The organism is Kitasatospora sp. NPDC088548, assembly GCF_044753005.1.
Taxonomy (GTDB): Bacteria; Actinomycetota; Actinomycetes; order Streptomycetales; family Streptomycetaceae; genus Kitasatospora.
Genome location: NZ_JBIVMI010000009.1, coordinates 54,301 through 76,125, shown reverse-complemented (window position 1 = coordinate 76,125; position 21,825 = coordinate 54,301). Strand labels below are relative to the sequence as shown.

General features: G+C 73.4%; 21 protein-coding genes. 15 read left to right on the top strand and 6 right to left on the bottom strand.

The window, feature by feature from the left end; all coding sequences use genetic code 11:
* Window positions 1–282: 282 nt before the first annotated feature.
* The 5 genes from pheS (at window position 283) to ACIP82_RS14090 (ending at window position 6,716) form a co-directional block, all read left to right on the top strand.
* Window positions 283–1,404 carry a phenylalanine--tRNA ligase subunit alpha gene (gene pheS / locus ACIP82_RS14110; RefSeq protein ID WP_363611269.1) on the top strand — a complete coding sequence of 374 codons (1,122 nt, stop codon included), beginning with the start codon at window positions 283–285 and terminating at the stop codon, window positions 1,402–1,404.
* Window positions 1,404–3,905 (top strand): phenylalanine--tRNA ligase subunit beta, encoded by a 2,502-nt coding sequence (gene pheT / locus ACIP82_RS14105; RefSeq protein WP_400653583.1) that lies wholly within the window; start codon window positions 1,404–1,406, stop codon window positions 3,903–3,905. Before pheS ends, pheT begins: the two co-directional genes overlap by 1 nt.
* Window positions 3,906–4,410: 505 nt before the next feature.
* On the top strand, window positions 4,411–5,253 hold the full coding sequence (locus tag ACIP82_RS14100; RefSeq protein WP_363611273.1) for a chitosanase: 843 nt from the start codon (window positions 4,411–4,413) through the stop codon (window positions 5,251–5,253).
* Window positions 5,254–5,720: 467 nt separating this feature from the next.
* Window positions 5,721–6,083: an SET domain-containing protein-lysine N-methyltransferase gene (locus tag ACIP82_RS14095; protein ID WP_363611275.1), complete on the top strand. Its 363-nt coding sequence runs from the start codon at window positions 5,721–5,723 to the stop codon at window positions 6,081–6,083.
* An 81-nt stretch (window positions 6,084–6,164) separates the two neighbouring features.
* Window positions 6,165–6,716 carry an NUDIX hydrolase gene (locus tag ACIP82_RS14090; RefSeq protein WP_363611277.1) on the top strand — a complete coding sequence of 184 codons (552 nt, stop codon included), beginning with the start codon at window positions 6,165–6,167 and terminating at the stop codon, window positions 6,714–6,716.
* Window positions 6,717–6,725: 9 nt separating this feature from the next.
* Here the strand turns inward: ACIP82_RS14090 and ACIP82_RS14085 are convergent, their stop codons facing one another.
* From ACIP82_RS14085 to ACIP82_RS14075, 3 genes are all read right to left on the bottom strand, one after another.
* The gene (locus tag ACIP82_RS14085) at window positions 6,726–6,950 is read right to left on the bottom strand and encodes a holin (protein WP_363611279.1); all 225 of its coding nucleotides are present in this window, start codon (window positions 6,948–6,950) and stop codon (window positions 6,726–6,728) included.
* Between the two features lie 14 nt (window positions 6,951–6,964).
* Window positions 6,965–8,131: a peptidoglycan-binding protein gene (locus tag ACIP82_RS14080; RefSeq protein WP_400653582.1), complete on the bottom strand. Its 1,167-nt coding sequence runs from the start codon at window positions 8,129–8,131 to the stop codon at window positions 6,965–6,967.
* 213 nt (window positions 8,132–8,344) lie between these two features.
* A complete protein-coding gene (locus tag ACIP82_RS14075) occupies window positions 8,345–9,214 on the bottom strand; it encodes a 3-hydroxybutyryl-CoA dehydrogenase (protein ID WP_363611283.1) in 870 nt (289 codons plus the stop codon).
* Between the two features lie 284 nt (window positions 9,215–9,498).
* Between ACIP82_RS14075 and ACIP82_RS14070 the strand changes: the two genes are divergently transcribed.
* On the top strand, window positions 9,499–10,317 hold the full coding sequence (locus ACIP82_RS14070; protein ID WP_363611285.1) for an SDR family oxidoreductase: 819 nt from the start codon (window positions 9,499–9,501) through the stop codon (window positions 10,315–10,317).
* 25 nt (window positions 10,318–10,342) lie between these two features.
* Here ACIP82_RS14070 and ACIP82_RS14065 read toward each other — a convergent pair whose 3' ends face one another.
* Window positions 10,343–11,257: a polysaccharide deacetylase family protein gene (locus ACIP82_RS14065; RefSeq protein ID WP_363611287.1), complete on the bottom strand. Its 915-nt coding sequence runs from the start codon at window positions 11,255–11,257 to the stop codon at window positions 10,343–10,345.
* A 266-nt stretch (window positions 11,258–11,523) separates the two neighbouring features.
* Here ACIP82_RS14065 and ACIP82_RS14060 point away from each other — a divergent pair, with 266 nt between their 5' ends.
* Together ACIP82_RS14060 and ACIP82_RS14055 are read left to right on the top strand one after the other, a co-directional pair.
* Window positions 11,524–12,408 (top strand): SAM-dependent methyltransferase, encoded by an 885-nt coding sequence (locus tag ACIP82_RS14060; protein WP_363611289.1) that lies wholly within the window; start codon window positions 11,524–11,526, stop codon window positions 12,406–12,408.
* A gap of 320 nt (window positions 12,409–12,728) precedes the next feature.
* Entirely contained in the window at window positions 12,729–13,235 is a 507-nt protein-coding gene (locus ACIP82_RS14055) for an FBP domain-containing protein (protein ID WP_363611291.1), read from the top strand.
* A gap of 60 nt (window positions 13,236–13,295) precedes the next feature.
* On the opposite strand, the gene ACIP82_RS14050 is transcribed toward ACIP82_RS14055, so the two are convergent.
* Together ACIP82_RS14050 and ACIP82_RS14045 are read right to left on the bottom strand one after the other, a co-directional pair.
* Window positions 13,296–13,670 carry a S4 domain-containing protein gene (locus tag ACIP82_RS14050; RefSeq protein ID WP_363611293.1) on the bottom strand — a complete coding sequence of 125 codons (375 nt, stop codon included), beginning with the start codon at window positions 13,668–13,670 and terminating at the stop codon, window positions 13,296–13,298.
* A gap of 55 nt (window positions 13,671–13,725) precedes the next feature.
* Window positions 13,726–14,127, bottom strand: coding sequence for a VOC family protein (locus tag ACIP82_RS14045; protein ID WP_363611296.1), 402 nt, complete (start codon window positions 14,125–14,127; stop codon window positions 13,726–13,728).
* 84 nt (window positions 14,128–14,211) lie between these two features.
* On the opposite strand from ACIP82_RS14045, the gene ACIP82_RS14040 reads away from it, so the two are divergent.
* From ACIP82_RS14040 to ACIP82_RS14010, 7 genes are all read left to right on the top strand, one after another.
* Entirely contained in the window at window positions 14,212–15,411 is a 1,200-nt protein-coding gene (locus ACIP82_RS14040; RefSeq protein WP_363611298.1) for a methyltransferase, read from the top strand.
* Window positions 15,412–15,519: 108 nt separating this feature from the next.
* The gene (argC, locus tag ACIP82_RS14035; RefSeq protein ID WP_363611300.1) at window positions 15,520–16,548 is read left to right on the top strand and encodes an N-acetyl-gamma-glutamyl-phosphate reductase; all 1,029 of its coding nucleotides are present in this window, start codon (window positions 15,520–15,522) and stop codon (window positions 16,546–16,548) included.
* A 14-nt stretch (window positions 16,549–16,562) separates the two neighbouring features.
* Window positions 16,563–17,714, top strand: coding sequence for a bifunctional glutamate N-acetyltransferase/amino-acid acetyltransferase ArgJ (gene argJ, locus ACIP82_RS14030; RefSeq protein WP_363611362.1), 1,152 nt, complete (start codon window positions 16,563–16,565; stop codon window positions 17,712–17,714).
* A gap of 60 nt (window positions 17,715–17,774) precedes the next feature.
* On the top strand, window positions 17,775–18,710 hold the full coding sequence (gene argB / locus ACIP82_RS14025; protein ID WP_363611302.1) for an acetylglutamate kinase: 936 nt from the start codon (window positions 17,775–17,777) through the stop codon (window positions 18,708–18,710).
* Entirely contained in the window at window positions 18,707–19,915 is a 1,209-nt protein-coding gene (locus tag ACIP82_RS14020) for an acetylornithine transaminase (protein WP_363611304.1), read from the top strand. The genes argB and ACIP82_RS14020 overlap by 4 nt, the downstream gene beginning before the upstream one ends.
* Before the next feature lie 17 nt (window positions 19,916–19,932).
* Complete coding sequence (locus ACIP82_RS14015) at window positions 19,933–20,481, top strand: arginine repressor (protein ID WP_363611306.1); 549 nt, start codon at window positions 19,933–19,935, stop codon at window positions 20,479–20,481.
* 106 nt (window positions 20,482–20,587) lie between these two features.
* Window positions 20,588–21,781, top strand: coding sequence for an argininosuccinate synthase (locus ACIP82_RS14010; protein WP_363611308.1), 1,194 nt, complete (start codon window positions 20,588–20,590; stop codon window positions 21,779–21,781).
* Window positions 21,782–21,825 lie beyond the last annotated feature (44 nt).

Below are 21,825 nucleotides of genomic sequence, written 5' to 3'. Positions count from 1 at the left end.
GCCGCCTCGGCCGCAGCGGCGGAGCAGGCTCTGGATCGGCCCCCGGACGGGCTTCACGGCGGTTGCGCTACGCGCTGCGACTACACTCGACCTTTGGCGTTTGTGGGACGCCCTGCGCGGTTGTGCCGCGGACAACCCTCCTCCCCGTACGGAGATCGGCTGCCCGCGCCCCGGCCCCGCCGGGCGTAGCGCACTGGGCCCCTCCCGTCCCCTGGCGGGCCGGGAGGGCGCGAGTCCACCCTTACCTGAGCACGGACGAGCAGGAGCACGGGAAAGATAGAGATGTCGGCACCCAACAAGTCGTACGACCCGGTCGAGGTCGAGGCCCTCAAGCCCGAGGCGGTGGAGCAGGCCCGGGACGAGGCCGTCGCGGCCTTCGCCGCCGCCACCACCCTGGACGAGCTGAAGCAGGCCAAGGTCGCCCACACCGGCGACCGCTCCGCGCTCTCCCTCGCCAACCGCGAGATCGGTGCGCTCCCGCCGCACGCCAAGGCCGCCGCAGGCAAGCTGATCGGCCAGGCCAGGGGCGCCGTCAACCAGGCCCTCGCCAAGCGGCAGGCCGAGCTGGAGGCGGAGCGCGACGCCCGCGTGCTGGTCGAGGAGGCGGTGGACGTCACGCTGCCCTACGACCGCACCCCGCGCGGCGCCCGCCACCCGCTGACCACGATGGCCGAGCGCATCGAGGACACCTTCGTCGCGATGGGTTACCAGGTCGCCGAGGGCCCCGAGGTCGAGGCCGAGTGGCTGAACTTCGACGCCCTCAACCTGGGTCCGGACCACCCGGCCCGCTCGATGCAGGACACCTTCTTCGTCCAGGCCCCGGACGGCTCCGCCGACTCCGGCGTGGTGCTGCGCACCCAGACCTCCCCGGTCCAGGCCCGCACCCTGCTCGACCGCGAGCCGCCGGTCTACGTGATCTGCCCCGGCCGGGTCTACCGGACGGACGAGCTGGACGCCACCCACACCCCGGTCTTCCGGCAGGTCGAGGGCCTGGCCGTGGACGAGGGCATCACCTTCGCCGACCTCAAGGGCACCATCGAGCAGCTGGTGTCCACGCTGATCGGCGACGGCCTGGAGCTGCGCTGGCGCCCCTCGTACTTCCCGTTCACCGAGCCGAGCGCCGAGATCGACCTGCAGTGCTTCGTCTGCCGCGGCGAGAGCGTCGGCGACCCGGACCGGCCCTGCCGCACCTGCTCCTCCGAGGGCTGGATCGAGCTCGGCGGCTGCGGCGTGGTCAACCCGCGGGTGCTGGTCGCCTGCGGTGTCGACCCGAACCGCTACAGCGGGTTCGCCTTCGGCCTGGGCCTGGAGCGAATCCTGATGAACCGTCACAACGTCGCCGACATGCGCGACATGGTCGAGGGTGACATCCGCTTCACCCTCCCGTTCGGGATGGAGATCTGATGCGCGTCCCGCTTTCCTGGCTGCGCGAGTACGTGGACCTGCCGGCCGGCGAGACCGGCCGCGACGTGGCGGAGCGCCTGGTCCGCGCCGGCCTCGAGGTCGAGACCGTCGAGCAGATCGGCACCGACCTCAAGGGCCCGCTGGTGGTCGGCCAGGTGCTCTCGATCGAGGAGCTGTCCGGCTTCAAGAAGCCGATCCGGCACTGCTTCGTCAACGTCGGTGACGCCAACGGCACCGGTGAGCCGCAGGAGATCGTCTGCGGCGCGACCAACTTCGCCGTCGGCGACAAGGTCGTGGTCGTGCTCCCGGGCGCCGTGCTGCCCGGCCCGTTCCCGATCGCCGCCCGCAAGACCTACGGCCAGACCTCGGCCGGCATGATCTGCTCCGCCCGCGAGCTGGGCATGGGCGACGACCACAACGGCATCATCGTGCTCCCGCCCGAGTACGAGCCCGGCACCGACGCGATCGAGCTGCTCCAGCTCGTCGACGAGGTGCTGGACATCGCCGTCACCCCGGACCGCGGCTACTGCCTCTCCATGCGCGGCGTCGCCCGCGAGGCCGCCGCCGCGTACGGGCTGCCGCTGGCCGACCCGGCGCTGCTCGACGTGCCGCCCGCCAACTCCTACGGCTACCTGGTCAAGGTCGCCGACCCGGCCGGCTGTGACCGTTTCGTGGCCCGCACGGTGGTCGGCCTCGACCCGGCCGCCAAGTCCCCGATCTGGCTCCAGCGCCGCCTGCAGAAGTCCGGCATCCGCCCGATCTCGCTGGCCGTGGACATCACCAACTACGTGATGCTGGAGGTCGGCCAGCCGCTGCACGCGTACGACAAGCAGCGGGTGGACGGGCCGATCCTGGTCCGCCGGGCCGAGGAGGGCGAGACCCTCACCACCCTCGACGGCGTCGAGCGCAAGCTCTCCGCCGAGGACCTGCTGATCTGCGACAACAGCGGCCCGATCGGCCTGGCCGGTGTCATGGGTGGCGCCTCCACCGAGATCCTCGACCCGGCCGCAGGCCCGGGCACCACCGAGGTGATCATCGAGGCGGCGCACTTCGACCCGGTCGCCATCGCCCGCGGCGCCAAGCGGCACAAGCTGCCGTCCGAGGCGTCCAAGCGCTTCGAGCGCGGCGTGGACCCGGAGGCCGCCCGCGCCGCCGCGCAGCGCGCCGTGGACCTGCTGGTGCTGATCGCCGGCGGCACCGCCGAGGCCGGGGTCACCGACATCGCGGCCCCGCACCCGGTCCGCACCATCACCATCGCCGCCGACCTGCCCGACCGGGTCGCCGGCACCGGGTACGGTCGCGAGACCGTCACCCGGCGTCTGCAGGAGATCGGCTGCTCGGTCGCGGGCGCCGACATCCTGGAGGTCACCCCGCCGACCTGGCGGCCCGACCTCACCGACCCGTACGACCTCGCGGAGGAGGTCATCCGCCTGGAGGGCTACGACAACGTGCCCTCGCGGATGCCCACCGTGCCGCCGGGCTCGGGCCTGACCGAGGCCCAGCGCATCCACCGCCGGACCGGGGTCGCGCTGGCCGGTGCCGGCTACGTCGAGGTCAACACCTACCCGTTCCTCGGCCAGGCCGCCTTCGAGGCGCTCGGCCTGGAGCCGGAGGACCGGCGCCGCCGTACGGTGAAGCTGGTCAACCCGCTCAACGACGAGGAGCCGGAGCTGCGCACCACGCTGCTGCCGGGCCTGCTCGGAGCGCTGCGCCGCAACGTCGGCCGCGGCAACACCGATCTGGCGGTCTTCGAGACCGGGACGGTCTTCCTGCCCAAGGACGAGCTGTCCGTCGCGCCGCGCCCGGCCGTGGACCGCCGTCCGAGCGACGAGGAACTGGCCGCGCTCGACGCCGCCCTGCCGGACCAGCCGCGCCGGATCGCCGTCGCGCTGACCGGTGAGCGGCTGCCCTCCGGCTGGTGGGGCAAGGGCGCGCCGGCGGGCTGGGCGGACGCCGTCGAGGCGGGCCGCACGGTGGCCCGCGCGGCCGGCGTCGAGCTGACCGTGCGCCAGGGCCAGCTGGCCCCGTGGCACCCGGGCCGCTGCGCCGAGCTGCTGGTCGCCGGCACCGACCGGGTGGTCGGCCACGCCGGTGAGCTGCACCCGCGCGTGGTCAAGGCGCTCGGCCTGCCGGCCCGCACCAGCGCGATGGAGATCGACCTCGACCTGCTCACCGCCGACGGCGCCGAGCGGGTCTCGGGCCCGGTCGTCTCCGGGTTCCCGGTGGCCACCCAGGACGTGGCGCTGATCGTCGACGCCGCCGTCCCGGCCGCCGAGGTGGAGGCCGCGCTGCGCTCCGGCGCGGGTGAACTGCTGGAGGCCATCCGACTGTTCGACGTCTTCACCGGCGAGCAGGTCGGCGAGGGGAAGAAGTCGCTGGCGTACGCGCTGCGCTTCCGCGCCACGGACCGCACGCTGACCGCCGACGAGGCGAGCGCCGCCCGCGAGGCGGCCGTCGCCGAGGCCGTCGCCCGCACCGGCGCGGTGCTGCGCGGCGCCTGACCCGCCCGGCCCCAGGGGCCCCCCCCCCGCCCCCGCCCCCCGGGGGGCCCCGGCCCGGCGGGGGGGGGGGGGGGGGGGGGGGGGGGGGGGGGGGGGGGGGGGGGGGGGGGGGCGGCACGCNNNNACCTCGCGCTCCAGCAGGAGTGGGTCCAGGGCTGACAGGTGAGCCAGGCGGAAGGGGGGGGGGGGGGGCGCCCGCCCCCCCCCACCCCCCCCCCCCCCCCCCCCCCCCCCGCCCCCCCCCCCCCCCCCCCCCCCCCCGCCCCTGGCCGTTCCAGTTCGTCGCGTTCGGCTGGACGGCGGCGGCGGGGGTGGCGGCCTGCGCGGCCGCGGTGCGGTGGGTGCGGCGCCGGGCGGTGTGAGCGGGCCCGGCTTTTTGAAGAGGTTCGGTCAAAGCCCTTGCGGGCGTGCGGCGGCTGACGCTATCTCTTGGTTAGGAAAGTTTCCTAACTCCCCGCGAGCGGGCGCACCCCCTTGCCCGCTCCTCACGGAACCGGAGCGCGAGATGCACCGTCAGCAGCACCGCATCGTACGCATGGCCCTCGCCGCCCTGCTGGTGGCCGCACCGGCCACGGTCGCGGCCGCCGGGGCCGCCCACGCCGCCCCGGCGGGCGCCGCCGCCGTCCAGGTCAAGGGCATAGGCCTGGACGACCCGCACAAGAAGGACATCGCGATGCAGCTGGTGTCCAGCGCCGAGAACTCCTCGCTGGACTGGAAGGCCCAGTACAAGTACATCGAGGACATCGGCGACGGCCGCGGCTACACCGCCGGCATCATCGGGTTCTGTTCCGGCACCGGCGACATGCTCGACCTGGTGCAGCACTACACCGACCTCAAGTCCGGCAACGTCCTCGCCAAGTACCTGCCCGCGCTGCGCAAGGTCAACGGCAGCGACTCGCACTCCGGCCTCGGCGCCGCCTTCGAGAAGGACTGGGCCACGGCCGCCAAGGACTCCGTCTTCCAGCAGGCGCAGAACGACGAGCGGGACCGCGTCTACTTCAACCCCGCCGTCAAGCAGGCCAAGGCGGACGGTCTGCGCGCCCTCGGCCAGTTCGCCTACTACGACGCCATCGTCATGCACGGCGACGGCTCCGACCCGACCAGCTTCGGCGGCATCCGCAAGGCCGCCCTGAAGAAGGCCAGGACCCCCGCCCAGGGCGGCGACGAGGCCACCTACCTCAAGGCCTTCCTGGACGCCCGCCGGGCCGCCATGAAGACCGAGGAGGCGCACTCGGACACCACCCGCGTCGACACCGAGCAGCTGGTCTTCCTCAACGCCAAGAACTTCGACCTCAACCCGCCGCTCAAGTGGAAGGTCTACGGCGACAGCTACGCCATCAACAGCTGACGTACCGTCATCAAGGCTGCGGGGGACCGGAGATCCGGCCTCCCGCACGGCCGTCGGCGGCGAATCGCCCGGCGGCGGGAGCGCGGCGGGCCGTCCGCACCGACTCCACCGCCCCGGACCGCGCCCCGTGCCTCCGGTGACCGCGGGCCCCCGGGCGCGGCGGAGCGGCACGGCGGGACCGACCGTTCCGGTCGAGGTCCCGCTTGGCCGGTTCCGTCGTTTCCAGGAGCCCGGGCGCCGGGGTAGAACGGGGCGAGGCCGCGGCAGCGCGGCAGGAGGAGGCGCCGGGTGGACGCTTCACTGCCCGCGGCCGGGAGCGCCGCCGGCGGCCCGGGCGGTGGTCCGCCCGCCTGCCGTGCGGCGGCACCGTGCGGCGCCGCCGCTGGAGCGGGGCGACCCGGGACGCCCGGCGAACCCGGCGGCCTCCACCGCGCCGCCAGACACCGAACCGGGGGTTTCGTATGGGCATGGACGGGCTGGAAATCCACACCTCGCACATCCACGACCGGGGGGTCTTCGCCACCCGCGGATACCGTGCGGGGGAGACCGTCGAACGGTGCCCCGTGCTGGTCGTCCCGGCCGCCGAGCGCCACCTGATCGACCGGACCCACCTCCACCACTACTGCTTCCCCTGGCAGGACGGTGCCGCCGCGATCGCCCTGGGCTTCGGCAGCCTGTACAACCACGCCGCCGAACCCCGGGCGCGGTACCGCAAGGACTTCGGCGCGGGCATCGTCGAGATCGTGGCCGCCCGCGACATCCCGGCCGGGTACGAGATCACCGTCGACTACACCGAGGGCGGCACCGAGAAGCTGTGGTTCCCCCAGTGACGGCCCCGGGGGCCCGGGGAGGCCGGCCGCGCGCGTGAGAGAGTCGGGGCGCCAGCCCGCACGCGCGTGAGGAGGACCAGGGTGTCGGAGTGGAAGAGCTACGGCCGGCGGCAGGTCTACGGATCGCCGTGGGTGGAGGTCTGGCTCGACGACGTCGACATCCCCGGCGTGGGCCGCGTCGACCACCACGTCGTCGCCATGCCCCGGGCCTCGACCACCGCGGTCGTCACCGACGAGCGGGGCCGCTTCCTCCTGCTCTACCGGCACCGCTTCATCACCGGCCGGTGGGGCTGGGAGGTGCCCGCCGGCTGGGCCGAGCCCGGGGAGGAGCCGGCCGACGCGGTCGCCCGCGAGGTCGAGGAGGAGACCGGCTGGCGCCCCGGCCGGGTCGACCCCCTGCTCGCGTACGACGCCCTGTCCGGCATCTCCACCATGCGGTTCCACTCCTTCCACGTCACCGGCTGCACCCGGGTCGGGGCACCCCAGGACATCAGCGAGGCGACCAGGGTGGAGTGGGTCCCGGAGGCCGACGTCCTCGACCTCCTGACCGGCGGCAAGGTCAACGACGGCGCCTCCCTGGCCGCCCTGACCTACTACCTCGGCCCCTACCGCCTGGCCGCTGCCAGGCGGTAGGGGCGGCCGTCACCCGCGATCGCGGGGGAGTATCGCGGCGCTGTTCGGGTCACCGACGAAGGTGCCGATGCCGCCCTTGAGGACGGTCAGCGCGGCCGGCAGGGCGGCCACCGCCGCCGCCCGCAGCGTGCCGACGCTCGTCAGGTCGACGCGGTCGGCCAGCAGCAGGCCGAGCAGGGCCGCGAGGTAGGTGGCGACCGTGCGTTCGGTGAGGTCGAGGAGGAACGTGCGCATGCTGATCTCCTTGATCAGTCGGTGACGGTGAAGCCGTGGGCGGCGCCCAGGCGCTGGAGGGAGTCGCGGCCGGGGATGCCGTCCGCGGCGGTACCGGAGTAGCCCAGCCGCCGCTGCCAGCGGGAGTACGCCGTCACGGTCCTGGTGCCGAACGAGCCGTCCACCCACTGGCCGTCGAGCAGGCCCTCGTCGGCCAGTGCCTGCTCGACGATCAGGACGTCGGCGCCGTACGTCCGGTGGCCCTGTTCGGCGCCGGGGTCCGTTTGCGCCGCCGCGACGACGTGCGACAGCGAGACGGTGCCGCCGGGCAGGGTGCCGAGCAGCCGGCGGAGGCTGGTCTCGCCGGGGACGCCGTCCGCGTCCGACCCGCTGAAGCCGAGACTGCGCTGGTAGTCCTGGTAGTTGAGGGTGTCCGCGTCCGTCCAGTCGGGGCCGGGGCCCTGCTGGTAGTGGCTGCCGAAGCCCGCGGCCACGAGCGCCCGGCCGACCTCGGTCACCTGGTCGCCGTGCGCGCCGTAGCCGTACGGCAGGCCGTTGATCGTCACCTGGTACCGGGCGGGGGTCTGCCCGGGGGCCGGCGGCGAGGGCGGCGATCCGGGGGTGAAGTCGGGCCACGAACCCGGGTCGGTGTGGTCGTTCTCCGGGACCTGGCTGTGGCCGTACCAGCCGCCCCGGGTCTCCCACACGCCCTCGTCGCGGTGGGCGGTGAAGTCGACCGGCCTGCCCATCGGCCAGACGTCCGGGACGCCCCAGCCGCTGATCCAGGCGTGCAGCCGGTCCCAGCCGGCGCACGGGGTGTCCGTCAGCCGGGCGTACACCTGGCCGTTGTAGCGGCAGTACGGGAAGAACACCGCCTCGATCTGGATCACCACCCGCCCCGCCCGGTTGGTACGGGTGCCGCCCGGCGCGTCGACGAGGCTCTTCGAGCGGGAGTCGGCCGGGAACAGCTGGGCGATCCGCCCGCTGAACGGGTCCCAGACGATGTGCGGCGCCTCGCCGGCGCCGCTGCCGGTGAAGTAGCCGACCAGGGAGTCGAAGTCGCACCAGTCCTGCGGCGCGGCGGCGGTGGCGTCGCGGTCCCACGTGATGTGGGCGATCGCCTTGGGCGGGTACTGCTGGTCGGTCGGCGCGTGATCGCCGACGTCATGGACCTCGGCTCCGGGTATCCACAGATCGGGCATGCGGGCCTCCAGGCATGCGCGGGCCCCGAACGGGAGGGTTCGGTGGCGGGTCGGGACGGGTGGATACGCTTCTTATCGGCACAACAGGCCTCGGGCTTCAGTGGTTTGGGGCAGGCAAAAACCCCCGGCCGACGGCGCGGGGGCTGGTGGGGGAGACGGGGCCGGAGGGGCGGAAGGCCCGGCCGTACCAGGACGGTCCGGCCGGGCCGGGGGTCAGGCGCTCGCGGTGTAGTCGTAGAAGCCGCGGCCGGACTTGCGGCCCAGCAGGCCCGCGTCGACCATCCGGGAGAGCAGCGGGGGAGCGGCGTACAGCGGCTCCTTGTACTCGTCGTACATCGACTCGGCGATCGACACGATGGTGTCCAGGCCGATCAGGTCGCACAGCCGCAGCGGGCCCATCGGGTGGGCGCAGCCGGCCTCCATGCCCTTGTCGATGTCGGAGGCGGTCGCCACGCCCGACTCGAACATCCGTACCGCCGACAGCAGGTAGGGCACCAGCAGCGCGTTCACCACGAAGCCGGCCCGGTCGCGGGCGCGGATCGGCTCCTTGCCGAGGACCTGGGAGGCGAACGCCTCGACCCGCTCGGTGGTGCCGCCCGAGGTGGTCAGCGTCGGGATCACCTCGACCAGCTTCTGCACCGGCGCCGGGTTGAAGAAGTGCAGACCGATCACCTGCTCCGGCCGCGAGGTGGCGGCGGCCAGCTTCACGATCGGGATCGACGAGGTGTTGGAGGCGAGGATGGCGTCCCGGCGCTCGACCACCTGGTCCAGCTTCTGGAAGATCTGGACCTTGATGTCCTCGCGCTCGGCGACCGCCTCGACCACCAGGTCACGGTCGGCGAAGTCGGCCAGGTCGGTGGTGAAGGTCAGCCGGGCCAGCGCCTCGTCCCGCAGTTCGGGGGCCAGCTTGCCGCGCTTGACCGCCGTCTCCAGGGAGTTGGTCAGCCGGGTGCGGCCGAACTCCAGTGCCTCGCCACTGGCCTCCGATACCAGGACGTCCAGCCCGGCCCGGGCGAAGACCTCCGCGATGCCCGACCCCATCAGGCCGCAGCCGATCACTCCGACGCGCGCGATGTCACTCACTCAGTTGCCCTTCGGTGGTGCTGGGGGTGGCCCAGCGACAGGTGTCCCATGCAAGCTGCTGTTCAGCGGGTGGGCGCCGGTGTGTGTGGACCGGTGCACCGTCCTGACGACGTTACTACTCCGTACCGGCCGGTAGGGCATTCCCTCCCCGGCTCCTCCGAACGGGTGGGCCCGCTCCCGCCGTCCGTGCGCCCGGGTTCCGGCACGCCCGCGGCCGGACAGAATGCCGCAGACGCGACGCCGGTCCTGGTGGGGCGGGCGCGGGGACGTGAAGGGAGCACGGGATGTCGACGGGATCACTCGCAGGACAGGTCGCTCTGGTCACCGGTGCCGGCCGGGGCATCGGCCGGGAGATCGCCATCGGCCTGGCCGCCGAAGGCATGGCCGTCGGCCTGGTCGGCCGCACCCACGAGACCCTCACCGAGACCCTCAAGGAGTGCGCCCGGCACGGCGCCCGCGGGGTCGCCGTCACCGCCGACGTCACCCGTCCCGGCTCCGTCCGCGAGGCCGTGCGCATCGTCGAACGCGACCTCGGCCCGATCGACCTGCTGATCAACAACGCCGGCCAGGTCGACCCCTCCGAGGTCCCGATCTGGGAGACCGACGCCAACCAGTGGTGGCAGGTCGTCGAGACCAATCTGCGCGGCCCCTACAACCTGCTGCGCTGCGTCCTGCCCGGTATGGTCCAGCGCCGCGGCGGCCGCGTCATCAACCTCAACTCCGGCTTCGCGCTGCGCCCCGACGGCCACTACACCGCCTACGCCACCTCCAAGGGCGCGCTGCTCCAGCTCTCCGACAACATGGCGGACTCGCTCGCCGAGCACCAGGTGGTGGTCCTCGACATCAGCCCCGGCGCGGTCGCCACCGACATGACCGCGGGCATGCCGATGTTCCGGGACACCAAGACCTGGGGCAGCATCCCGTACATGGTCGCCGTCACCGTCGACGCCGCCCGCGGCCGCTTCGACGCCCTGCACGGCCGTTTCGTCCACGCCGGCCGGGACGATCTGGAGGAACTGGTCCACCGCGCCGACGAGATCCGCGAGGCGGACGCCCGCACCCTCCGGCTGCGCCCGTACGGGCCCGATGACCCCCTGGCGTGACACCGGCCCGCCGCGCGCCCTGGCCCTACGCGCAGAGCTGACTGGCCGTCACCGGTCTGAGGCCGGCCTTGGCGAGGCCGTCCAGGATCCCGGGCAGCGCGTCCACGGTGCACTGGTGGCCCATGTGCAGGGCGACCACCGAGCCGCCCTTCACCGAGGAGAGCACCCGGCGCTGGAGCGAGGCGGCGCTCGGGTCGCTGTAGTCGCGCGGGTCGACGTCGAAGGAGAGCACGTGCTCGTACCCGACGGCCCTGGCCTGCTCGCGCACCATCGGGGTGGCGTACTGGGTCGCCGACGGGCGGAACCAGCGGCCGATCGAGCCGGTGAGCCGCTGCAGCCGCTCCGCGCACTGGGCGATCTCGGCACGCGCCTGCTCGGGTGTCATCGCGGAGATGTTCTGGTGGTTCTGGGTGTGGTTGCCGAGTTCGTGGCCGGCGTCCAGGATGCGCCGGGCCATCTGCGGCTGCTGGTCGAGCCAGCTGCCGACGGCCATCACGGTCAGCCTGGCACCGCGCTGCTCGGCGGCGTCCAGCAGGGCGAGGGCCAGCTTCGGGTCGCCGCTGCCGTGGACGGTGAGCGCGACGTTCTTGCCGGTGCGCGGCCCGTACACGACCTCCACGGGGGTGCCGGGCGCCAGCGGCGGCAGCACCGGGGGGACGGGCGGCGCCGTGGTGGCGGCCATCGTCGGGTCGGGCTGCGGATCCGGTGAGGGGGTGGGCGCGGGGGCGGGCGAGGCCGGGCCCTCGCCGTCCACCCACGCGGGGTCGACCGCGGTCGGATCGCCGCCCTCCGGGTCGACGGTGCCGGGGTGCACGGCGAGCGCCCCCGGGTCGGCGCGGCGGGGGTCGCCGCTGCCGCAAGCCGCGAGCAGCCCGCCGGCGGCGGTGAGGGCGGCCAGTCGGGCGGTGGTCCGCAGTACGGTGCGGCGGTCGACAGTCATCGGCAGTCAGCATAGGGACGGCGCCGCGTTCCGGCGATTCGGGGAAACGGCCGCCGACCGCCGTTGACGTGCGCACGCTTCGTCCCGGAGGGCGTGCGGAAACCCGAACTCGCGCTGTTTCCGCGGCGTGTCGTCGGATACGATCACCGCGCACCGCGTGGTACGTCGCGGCATGCCGGGCCGACCGCGAAATTCGGTGCCCGATCGCGGTGTTCGGACGCGCGACGGGACGCATTCCGGCAGTGAGTACAGGGGGCGGGAACAGGATGCACGAGGACACCGTTGCGGCGGCCACGCGGGCCGGCACGGACTGGCACTGGGCGAAGCGGGACGACTGGGAGCCACCGACCGAGCTGGACACGGGCGTGCCGCACACGGCCCGGATGTACGACTACTACCTCGGTGGCAAGGACAACTTCGAGGCCGACCGCAAGGCCGCCGAGGCCGCTGTCGCCGCCTATCCGGCGCTGCCGCTGCTGGCCCGTACCAACCGCGAGTTCCTCGGCCGCGCCGTGGAGTTCGCGGCCGGCCGGGGCATCCGCCAGTTCGTCGACATCGGCACCGGTATCCCCGCCGTCGGCTCCACCAACGAGGTGGCCCAGCGGGTCGCCCCGGACGCCCGCGTGGTGTACGTCGACAACGACCCGATCGTGGCCACCCACGCCCGCGCCCTGCTGGCCGGCCACCCCGCCGGGCACACCTCCGTCATCGAGGCCGACCTGCGGGACCCGGCCGCGATCCTGGACCACCCCGGCCTGCGCCAGGCCGTGGACCTCGACCGGCCGGTGGCCCTGATGCTGGTCGCGGTACTGCACTTCATCCGGGACGAGGACGGCGCCCGGGAGATCGTCCGCACCCTGCGCGACGCGCTCGCCCCCGGCAGCGCGCTGATCCTCTCCCACGGCACCCCCGACTTCGCCTCCCGGGAGAGCGCCGCCGAGGGCACCCGGATCTACCGGAGCGCCAGCGCCCCGCTGGTGCTGCGCCCGCGCGCCGCCATCGAGCCGTTCTTCGGCGACTTCGAGTTCGCCGGCCCCGGCCTGGTCCAGCTCCCGCTCTGGCGCCCCGAGGCCGGCCATGTGCCGACCGCGGAACTGCCCGAGGGCTGGCAGGACGTTTCCGGCTACGCGGCCGTCGCCTTCAAGCGCTGACCCCGGCACCGGATCCGGCGCCTCCCCTCCCGGCGCCGGATCCGGCCACCGGAACATAACCTCCGCCACTGACAGACCATCATCCGTTCGAGTTACCCCGCGGCGTGACCGCGGCCCTCCCGCCCCTGCCCGACGCCGCCGGGCGTGAACCGCGGGAGGTCTTCCTGGCGTTGGACGACCTGCTCACCCGGCTCGGCGACGACGCCGGGCGCCGACTGGCCGTGCAGGCCGCGCACCCCCGTCCGGTAACGGGGCGAAGCCGGGCCCACCGGTGGAAAATGGCGCGACGCGCCGCCTGGGCCGGTGCTAGCTTCCGGGGCATGAGACCCCTGAGCGAGAACGAGATCCGCGGTTCCTTCGTCAACTGCTCCAAGGGCGAGGCCCGTCGGCTCAACCTGCCCCGGGGCCTGGCCGAACTGCCCTGGGAGGACCTGGACTTCCTCGGCTGGCGGGACCAGGGCGCGCCCGATCGCGGCTATCTGGTCGCCGAGCGCGACGGCGGGCCGGTCGGCATCACGCTGCGGGTGCCCTCGATCCGCCGCAGCCTGAGCAAGAGCAACGTCTGCTCGCTCTGCGTCTCCGCCCACGCGGGCTCCGGCGTCGCACTCCTCACCGCCCGCCGGGCGGGCGTCTCCGGGCGCGAGGGGAACACGGTCGGCACCTACATCTGCGCCGATCTGGCCTGCTCGCTGTACGTGCGCGGGCTGAAGACGTCCCCGCTGGTCAGCCGGCCCACCGAGTCGCTGTCGCGGGAGGAGCAGATCGCCCGTACGGTGGCCAACCTGGACGCCTTCGTCGCCCAGGTCCTCACCGACACCCTCGCCTGACCCGGCCTCCTGCGGCTGCCGGCGGCCGCCGATACCGACGGCCGGCGGCCGGGCCGCCCGCTACCCCCGGCGCAGCTGGTCCAGCTCGCGCCGGTCCCGCTTGGTGGGCCGCCCGGCCCCCCGGTCCCGCTCGCCGGCCGCCACGGCCAGCTCCCGGGGCGGCCGCGGCGGGCTGTTGTCCACCAGGCACTCGGCCGCGACCCCGGCCCCGACCCGCTTGCGGACCAGCTTCCTCACCACGACGACCCGCTCGTACCCCTCCTGGCGCACCCGCACCTCGTCCCCGGCCTTCAGCGCCTGCGCCGGCTTGGCCCGCTCCCCGTTCACCCGGACATGCCCGGCCCGGCACGCCGCCGCGGCCAGCGCCCGCGTCCTGGTGAGCCGTACCGACCAGATCCAGCTGTCCACCCGGACGCTTCCCTCGTCTTCGACCATGTCCAGACCCTAACGCCGTGCCCGCCCGGGCCCCGAGCCCGCTCACCGCCGTGGCTCACCGCCGTGGCGACTCCTGGACGGCCCAGCCGTTGCCGTCCGGGTCGTTGAAGAAGACGAACGAGTTCCAGTCCCCGCCGTGCCCGTCCACCCGCTCGCCGTCCGCGAAGTGCTGGACCGGGCTGACCTCCACGCCCCGCGCGACCAGCTCGGCGTGCGCCCTGGCGACGTCCGGCACCACCAGTTGCAGCCCCTTCATGGAGCCCGGTGGCGCCTCCGTGAGGCCGACCCCCACCACGATCGAGCACCCCGAACCCGGCGGCGTGAGCTGGACGACCCGCACCCCGTCACGGATCCGGGTGTCATGGTCGACCGTGAAGCCGCCCTGCTCCTCGTAGAACAGCTTCGCGCGGTCCACGTCCGACACCGGGACCACCACCACTTCGAGCTTCCAGTCCATGGCCGCTGCCCCTTCCGATCGGGCTCTCCCAGTATCGGCCGCCCGGACGGCCCCCGCCCGGCCGTCGGCTAGCCTGAGCTCACGATGAACCGCCTCAGCACGCCCGCCGCCACGCCCTTCACCACGTCCTGGGGCACCTTCGACCTCACCCGCTTCCCGGCGGACCCGCGCGAGCTGTTGCGGGCCTGGGACGCGGCCGACGAGTACCTGCTGCGCCATCTCGCCGGCGAGACGGACAGCGCGCAGGGCGTGGCGACCGACCTCACCGGCCGGACGGTCGTGGTTCTCGGCGACCGCTGGGGCGCCCTCACCACCGCGCTCGCCGCCCACCGCCCGGTGCAGATCGGCGACTCCCACCTCGGCCGGCGGGCCACCCTGGAGAACCTCGCCCGGGCCGGCACCGCCCCCGGCGCCGCCCGGCTGCTCTCCACCCGGGACACCCCGCCGGAGCGCGTCGACGTCCTGCTGGTCCGTGTCCCCAAGAGCCTCGCGCTGCTGGAGGACCAGCTGCACCGGCTGGCCCCGGCCGTCCACCCCGGCACCGTGGTGATCGGCGCCGGCATGGTCACCGAGATCCACACCTCCACCCTCCAGCTCTTCGAGCGAATCCTCGGCCCGACCCGCACCTCGCTCGCGGTCCGCAAGGCCCGGCTGATCTTCTGCACCCCCGACCCGGCGCTCGACCCCGGGCCCAGCCCGTGGCCGCACAGCTACGCCCTGCCCGGTGACATCGGTATCGCGTCCGGCCGCACCGTGGTCAACCACGCCGGCACCTTCTGCGCCGAGCGCCTGGACATCGGCACCCGCTTCTTCCTGGGCCACCTGCCGACGGCCGCCCCCGGCGACCGGGTGGTGGACCTCGGCTGCGGCAACGGTGTGGTCGGCACGGCCGCCGCCCTCGCCGGCCCGGGCGCCGAGCTGGTCTTCGTCGACGAGTCCGACCAGGCCGTGGCCTCCGCCGAGGCGACCTTCCGGGCCAATCTCGGCCCGGACGCCCCGGCCGAGTTCCTCACCGCGGACGCCCTCGCGGCCGAGGCGGTCGCGGCCGGTTCGGTGGACCTCGTGCTCAACAACCCGCCGTTCCACTCCCACCAGGCCACCACCGACGCCACCGCCTGGCGGATGTTCACCGGCGCCCGCCGAGCCCTGCGTCCGGGCGGTGAACTCTGGGTGGTCGGCAATCGCCACCTGGGGTACCACCTCAAGCTCCGCCGGCTCTTCGGCAACTGCCAACTCGTCGCCGGAAATCCCAAGTTCGTCGTCCTGCGGGCCGTCCGGCGCTGACCGCGACGCCGGCGGCGGCGGGCTCCGCCGCCGGGAGGCCGCTCGCGAACTCCTTGCATGAATGTTCCGCACTGCGTATATTCATGCCACGACTAAGGAGGGAACGCCATGGCATTGCGAGTCGCCGTTGCCGGTGCGAGCGGATACGCGGGCGGTGAGGTGCTGCGCCTGCTGCTGGGCCACCCGGAGGTGGAGATCGGGGCGCTGACGGGCGGCTCGAACGCGGGCACCAGGCTCGGCGCGCTGCAGCCGCACCTGCTGCCGCTCGCCGACCGGATCCTGGAGCCCACCACCCCCGAGGTGCTGGCCGACCACGACGTGGTGTTCCTGGCGCTGCCGCACGGCCAGTCCGCCGCCGTCGCCGAGGCCCTCGGCGGAAACGTGCTGGTCGTGGACTGCGGAGCCGACTTCCGGCTCAAGGCCGCCGCCGACTGGGAGCAGTTCTACGGCTCCGCGCACGCCGGCACCTGGCCGTACGGGCTGCCCGAGCTGCCCGGTCACCGCGCCGCGCTCAAGGGCAGCAACCGCATCGCCGTCCCCGGCTGCTACCCGACCGCCGTCACGCTCGCGCTCTTCCCGGCGTACGCCGCCGGGCTCGCCGAGCCCGAGGCCGTGATCGTCGCCGCCTCCGGCACCTCCGGCGCCGGCAAGGCCGCCAAGACCAGCCTGCTCGGCAGCGAGGTCATGGGCAACGTCAGCCCCTACGGCGTCGGCGGCGGCCACCGGCACACCCCGGAGATGTCCCAGAACCTCAGCCCGGTCGCGGGCGAGCCGGTCACCGTCTCCTTCACCCCCACCCTCGTCCCGATGCCGCGCGGCATCCTCGCCACCTGCTCGGCCAAGGCCAGGCCCGGGGTGACGGCCGAGAGCCTGCGCGCCGCCTACGCCGAGGCGTTCGCCGACGAGCCGTTCGTCCACCTGCTGCCCGCCGGGCAGTGGCCGCAGACCAGCAGTGTCTACGGCTCCAACGCCGCCCTGGTCCAGGTCACCCTGGACGAGACCGCCGGGCGGATCATCGCGATCAGCGCGATCGACAACCTGGTCAAGGGCACCGCAGGCGGCGCGGTGCAGAGCATGAACATCGCCCTCGGCCTGCCCGAGGAGCTGGGCCTTCCCCTGAACGGAGTCGCACCGTGACCGACCAGCCGAACCTGGGAGTGACGGCCGCCAAGGGTTTCCGCGCCGCCGGTGTCACCGCCGGTATCAAGGCCTCCGGCACCCCCGACCTCGCCCTCGTCGTCAACGACGGCCCCTCGCTCGCCGCCGCCGGCGTCTTCACCTCCAACCGGGTCAAGGCCGCGCCCGTGCTCTGGTCCGAGCAGGTCCTCAAGGGCGGCCAGGTCTCCGCCGTCGTCCTCAACTCCGGTGGGGCCAACGCGTGCACCGGCCCGCTCGGCTTCCAGGACACCCACGCCACCGCCGAGAAGGTCGCCGAGGAGCTCGAGCTCTCGGCCGGCGAGGTCGCCGTCGCCTCCACCGGCCTGATCGGCCTGCGGCTCCCGATGGACATCCTGCTGCCCGGCGTCGCCCTCGCCGCCCGGGAGCTCAGCGCGACCGGTGGCGAGGCCGCCGCGGTCGCCATCAAGACCACCGACACCGTGCACAAGACCGCCCAGGTGACGAAGGACGGCTGGACCGTCGGCGGCATGGCCAAGGGCGCCGGCATGCTCGCCCCGGGCCTCGCCACCATGCTGGTCGTCCTCACCACCGACGCCGCCCTCGACCCGGCCGCCCTGGACGCCTCGCTGCGCGCCGCGACCCGCACCACCTTCGACCGGATCGACTCCGACGGCTGCATGTCCACCAACGACACCGTGCTGCTGCTCGCCTCCGGCGCCTCCGGCACCACCCCGGACCAGGCCGCGTTCGACGAGGCCGTCCGCACCGTCTGCGCCGACCTCGCCCGCCAGCTGATCGGCGACGCCGAGGGCGCCGGCAAGGACATCCGGATCGACATCACCGGCGCCGCCACCGAGGACGAGGCCGTCGAGGTCGCCCGCACCATCAGCCGCAACAACCTGCTCAAGTGCGCCATCCACGGCGAGGACCCCAACTGGGGCCGCGTCCTGGCCGCGATCGGCACCACCGCCGCCACCTTCGACCCGGACCGGCTGGACGTCGCCATCAACGGCGTCTGGGTCTGCCGGAACGGCAGCGTGGGGGAGGACCGGGACCTCGTCGACATGGCCGGCCGCGAGGTCGTCATCACCGCGAACCTGAACGCCGGCGAGGCCGCCGCGACCGTGTGGACCAACGACCTCACCGCCGACTACGTGCACGAGAACAGCGCCTACTCCACCTGACCGGCGCGCCGTCCGACGGCCACGCCAACCGACACCGAGCCCACGAGGGACACCGGAACCGTGCAGATCGCACCCAAGGGCGAACAGGCCCGCAACAACACCGCGTTGCCCAAGGCCATAACGCTGATCGAGGCGCTGCCGTGGCTGGAGCGCTTCCACGGCAAGACCATCGTGATCAAGTTCGGCGGCAACGCCATGGTGGACGAGAGCCTCAAGGCCGCGTTCGCGCAGGACGTGGTCTTCCTGCGCTACGCCGGCCTGCACCCCGTCGTGGTGCACGGCGGCGGCCCGCAGATCAGCGCGCAGCTGAACAAGCTGGGCCTGGAGTCCTCCTTCACCAACGGCCTGCGGGTCACCACCCCCGAGACCATGGACGTGGTCCGGATGGTGCTGGCCGGCCAGGTCCAGCGCGAACTCGTCGGGCTGCTCAACAGCCACGGCCCGTTCGCGGTCGGCATGACGGGCGAGGACGCCCACACCATGACCGCCGTCAAGCGCTACGCCGTCGTCGACGGCGAGCAGGTCGACATCGGCCTGGTCGGCGAGATCGTCAACATCGAGGCCGGCGCGGTGAAGGCGCTGATCGCCGACGGCCGCATCCCGGTGATCTCCTCGATCGCCCGCGGCGCCGACGGCCACGTCTACAACATCAACGCCGACACCGCCGCCTCCGCCCTGGCGGTGGCGCTCGGTGCCGAGATGCTCGTCGTCCTCACCGACGTCGAGGGCCTGTACGCGGACTGGCCGATCTCCGACGACGTGATCAGCCAGCTCAGCGCGAGCGAGCTGGAGGGCCTGCTGCCCGAGCTGGCCAGCGGCATGCTCCCCAAGATGGAGGGCTGCCTGCGCGCCGTCCGTTCCGGCGTGGGCACCGCCCGCGTGCTGGACGGCCGGGTGCAGCACAGCCTGCTGCTGGAGATCTTCACCGACGAGGGCATCGGCACGATGGTCGTGCCGGACGACGACGAGGCGACCGTGACCGGGGGACTGGCATGACCGACAACAGCGCGCTGACCGAGCGGTGGCGGCACGCCTTCACCGACAACTACGGCACCCCCCGCATCCCGCTGGTCCGGGGCGAGGGCGCCAGGCTCTGGGACGCCGACGGCAACGTCTACACCGACCTGCTCGGCGGCATCGCGGTCAACGCCCTCGGCACCGCCCACCCGGCCGTCGTCGAGGCCGTCACCCGGCAGATCTCCACCCTCGGGCACGTCTCCAACCTCTTCATGGCCGAACCGACGATCGCACTGGCCGAGCGGCTGCTCCGGCTGGACGGCCGCGCGGGCCGGGTGTTCTTCTGCAACTCCGGCGCCGAGGCCAACGAGGCCGCCTTCAAGATCAGCCGCCGGACCGGCCGCACCCATGTCGTCGCCCTCCAGGGCGGCTTCCACGGCCGGACCATGGGCGCCCTCGCGCTCACCGGCCAGCCCGCCAAGCAGGAGCCCTTCCTCCCGCTCCCCGGCGAGGTGACCCATGTGCCGTTCGGTGACATCGAGGCCCTGCGGGCCGCCGTCACCACCGGGACCGCCGCCGTCTTCCTGGAGCCCGTCCAGGGCGAGAACGGCGCGATCCCGCTGCCCGACGGTTACCTGAAGGCGGCCCGCGAGATCACCCGCGCCACCGGCACCCTGCTGGTCCTGGACGAGATCCAGACCGGCATCGGCCGGACCGGGTACTGGTTCGCCCACCAGGCCTTCGAGGGCGTCGAGCCGGATGTCGTCACCCTCGCCAAGGCGCTCGGCGGCGGGCTGCCGATCGGCGCCGTGCTCGCCTTCGGCGAGGCCGCCGACCTGCTCACCCCGGGCCAGCACGGCACCACCTTCGGCGGTAACCCGGTGGTCGCGGCCGCCGCCCTCGCGGTGCTCGACACCATCGAGTCCGAGGGGCTGCTGGCGCACGTCCGCGCGCTCGGCGAGCGGCTGCGCCGGGGCGTCGAGGCGATCGGCGACCCGCTGGTCTCGCATGTCCGCGGCGCCGGCCTGCTGCTGGGCATCGTGCTCACCGAGCCGGTGTCCGCGAGGGTCCAGGCCGCCGCCCAGGAGGCGGGTTTCCTGGTCAACGCCGCCGTTCCGGACGCCGTCCGGCTGGCGCCCCCGCTGGTGCTCACCGAGCAGGAGGCGGACGCCTTCCTCGCCGCGCTGCCGGGCATCCTCCGGACGGTGCGCGAGAGCGCCCCGGCCGGTGCGAGCCGAGCGTAGTCCGGGAGAATAATCACATGACCGTACCCAACTCCGGCCAGTCCTCCGCCGGGCCGACGCCGCAGGTCCCGCAGACCCGCACCGCGCGCCACCGGCGGATCGTGGATCTGCTCACCCGCCAGCCCGTGCGCTCGCAGAGCCAGCTCGCCAAGCTGCTCGCCGACGACGGACTGGTGGTCACCCAGGCCACCCTCTCCCGGGACCTGGACGAGCTGGGCGCGGTCAAGATCCGCAACCGGGACGGCGCGCTCATCTACGCCGTCCCGGCCGAGGGCGGCGACCGCACGCCGCGCGCGCCGATGGGCGAGTCGGCCAGCGAGGGCCGGATGGCCCGGCTGGCCGGCGAACTCATGGTCTCCGCCACCGCCTCCGGCAACCTCGTGGTGCTGCGCACCCCGCCGGGCGCCGCGCAGTTCCTGGCCTCGGCGATCGACCAGGCCGAGGTCTTCGAGATCATCGGCACCATCGCCGGCGACGACACCGTCCTGCTGATCAGCCGCGACCCGGCCGGCGGGCAGGCCCTGGCCGACCACCTGATGCAACTCGCCCAGGCCAAGGCCCAGTAACCCCCGCTCACCGGGATGCGGCGATGGGTTTTGAATTTCATACGGTGTAGTGCATACTTATGCCTATCGCCGTAAACCTGTTCGCACAGTTGTGAAGGAGAAAGCCGTGACCGAGCGCGTCGTACTCGCCTACTCGGGCGGTCTGGACACGTCCGTCTGCATCGGCTGGATCGCCGAGGAGACGGGCGCCGAGGTCATCGCCGTCGCCGTCGACGTCGGCCAGGGCGGCGAGGACCTGGACGTCATCCGCCAGCGCGCGCTGGACTGCGGTGCCGTCGAGGCCGAGGTCGCGGACGCCCGCGACGAGTTCGCCGACGAGTACTGCCTGCCGGCCGTCAAGGCCAACGCCCTCTACCAGGGCCAGTACCCGCTGGTGTCCGCCCTCTCCCGGCCGGTCATCGTCAAGCACCTGGTCGCCGCCGCGCAGAAGCACGGTGCCACCACCGTGGCCCACGGCTGCACCGGCAAGGGCAACGACCAGGTCCGGTTCGAGGTCGGCATCAACTCCCTGGCCCCCGGCCTGAAGTGCATCGCCCCGGTCCGCGACTACGCGATGACCCGGGACAAGGCGATCGCCTTCGCCGAGGCCAAGGGCCTGCCGATCGCCACCACCAAGAAGTCCCCGTACTCGATCGACCAGAACGTCTTCGGGCGCGCCGTCGAGACCGGCTTCCTGGAGGACATCTGGAACGCCCCGATCGAGGACGTCTACGAGTACACCCAGAACCCGGCCACCCAGCGCGAGGCCGACGAGGTGGTCATCACCTTCGACGCCGGCGTCCCGGTCGCCATCGACGGCCGCAAGGTCACCGTCCTGCAGGCCATCGAGGAGCTCAACAAGCGGGCCGGTGCCCAGGGTGTCGGCCGGCTCGACATGGTCGAGGACCGGCTGGTCGGCATCAAGTCCCGGGAGATCTACGAGGCTCCCGGCGCGATCGCCCTGATCACCGCCCACCAGGCGCTGGAGAACGTCACCGTCGAGCGCGAACTCGCCCGCTACAAGCGGCAGGTGGAGCAGCGCTGGGCCGAGCTGGTCTACGACGGCCTCTGGTTCTCCCCGCTCAAGCGCGCCCTGGACGGCTTCGTCAACGAGGCCAACCAGCACGTCTCCGGTGAGATCCGGCTGGTCCTGCACGGCGGCCGGGCCGTCGTCAACGGCCGGAAGTCGGACCAGTCGCTGTACGACTTCAACCTCGCCACCTACGACACCGGTGACACCTTCGACCAGTCGATGTCCAAGGGCTTCATCGAGATCTTCGGCCTCTCCTCGAAGATCGCCGCGCGGCGCGACCTCGCCTGATCCACTCCCTCCCGGGCCCCGGCCGTCCCACCCCACGGCCGGGG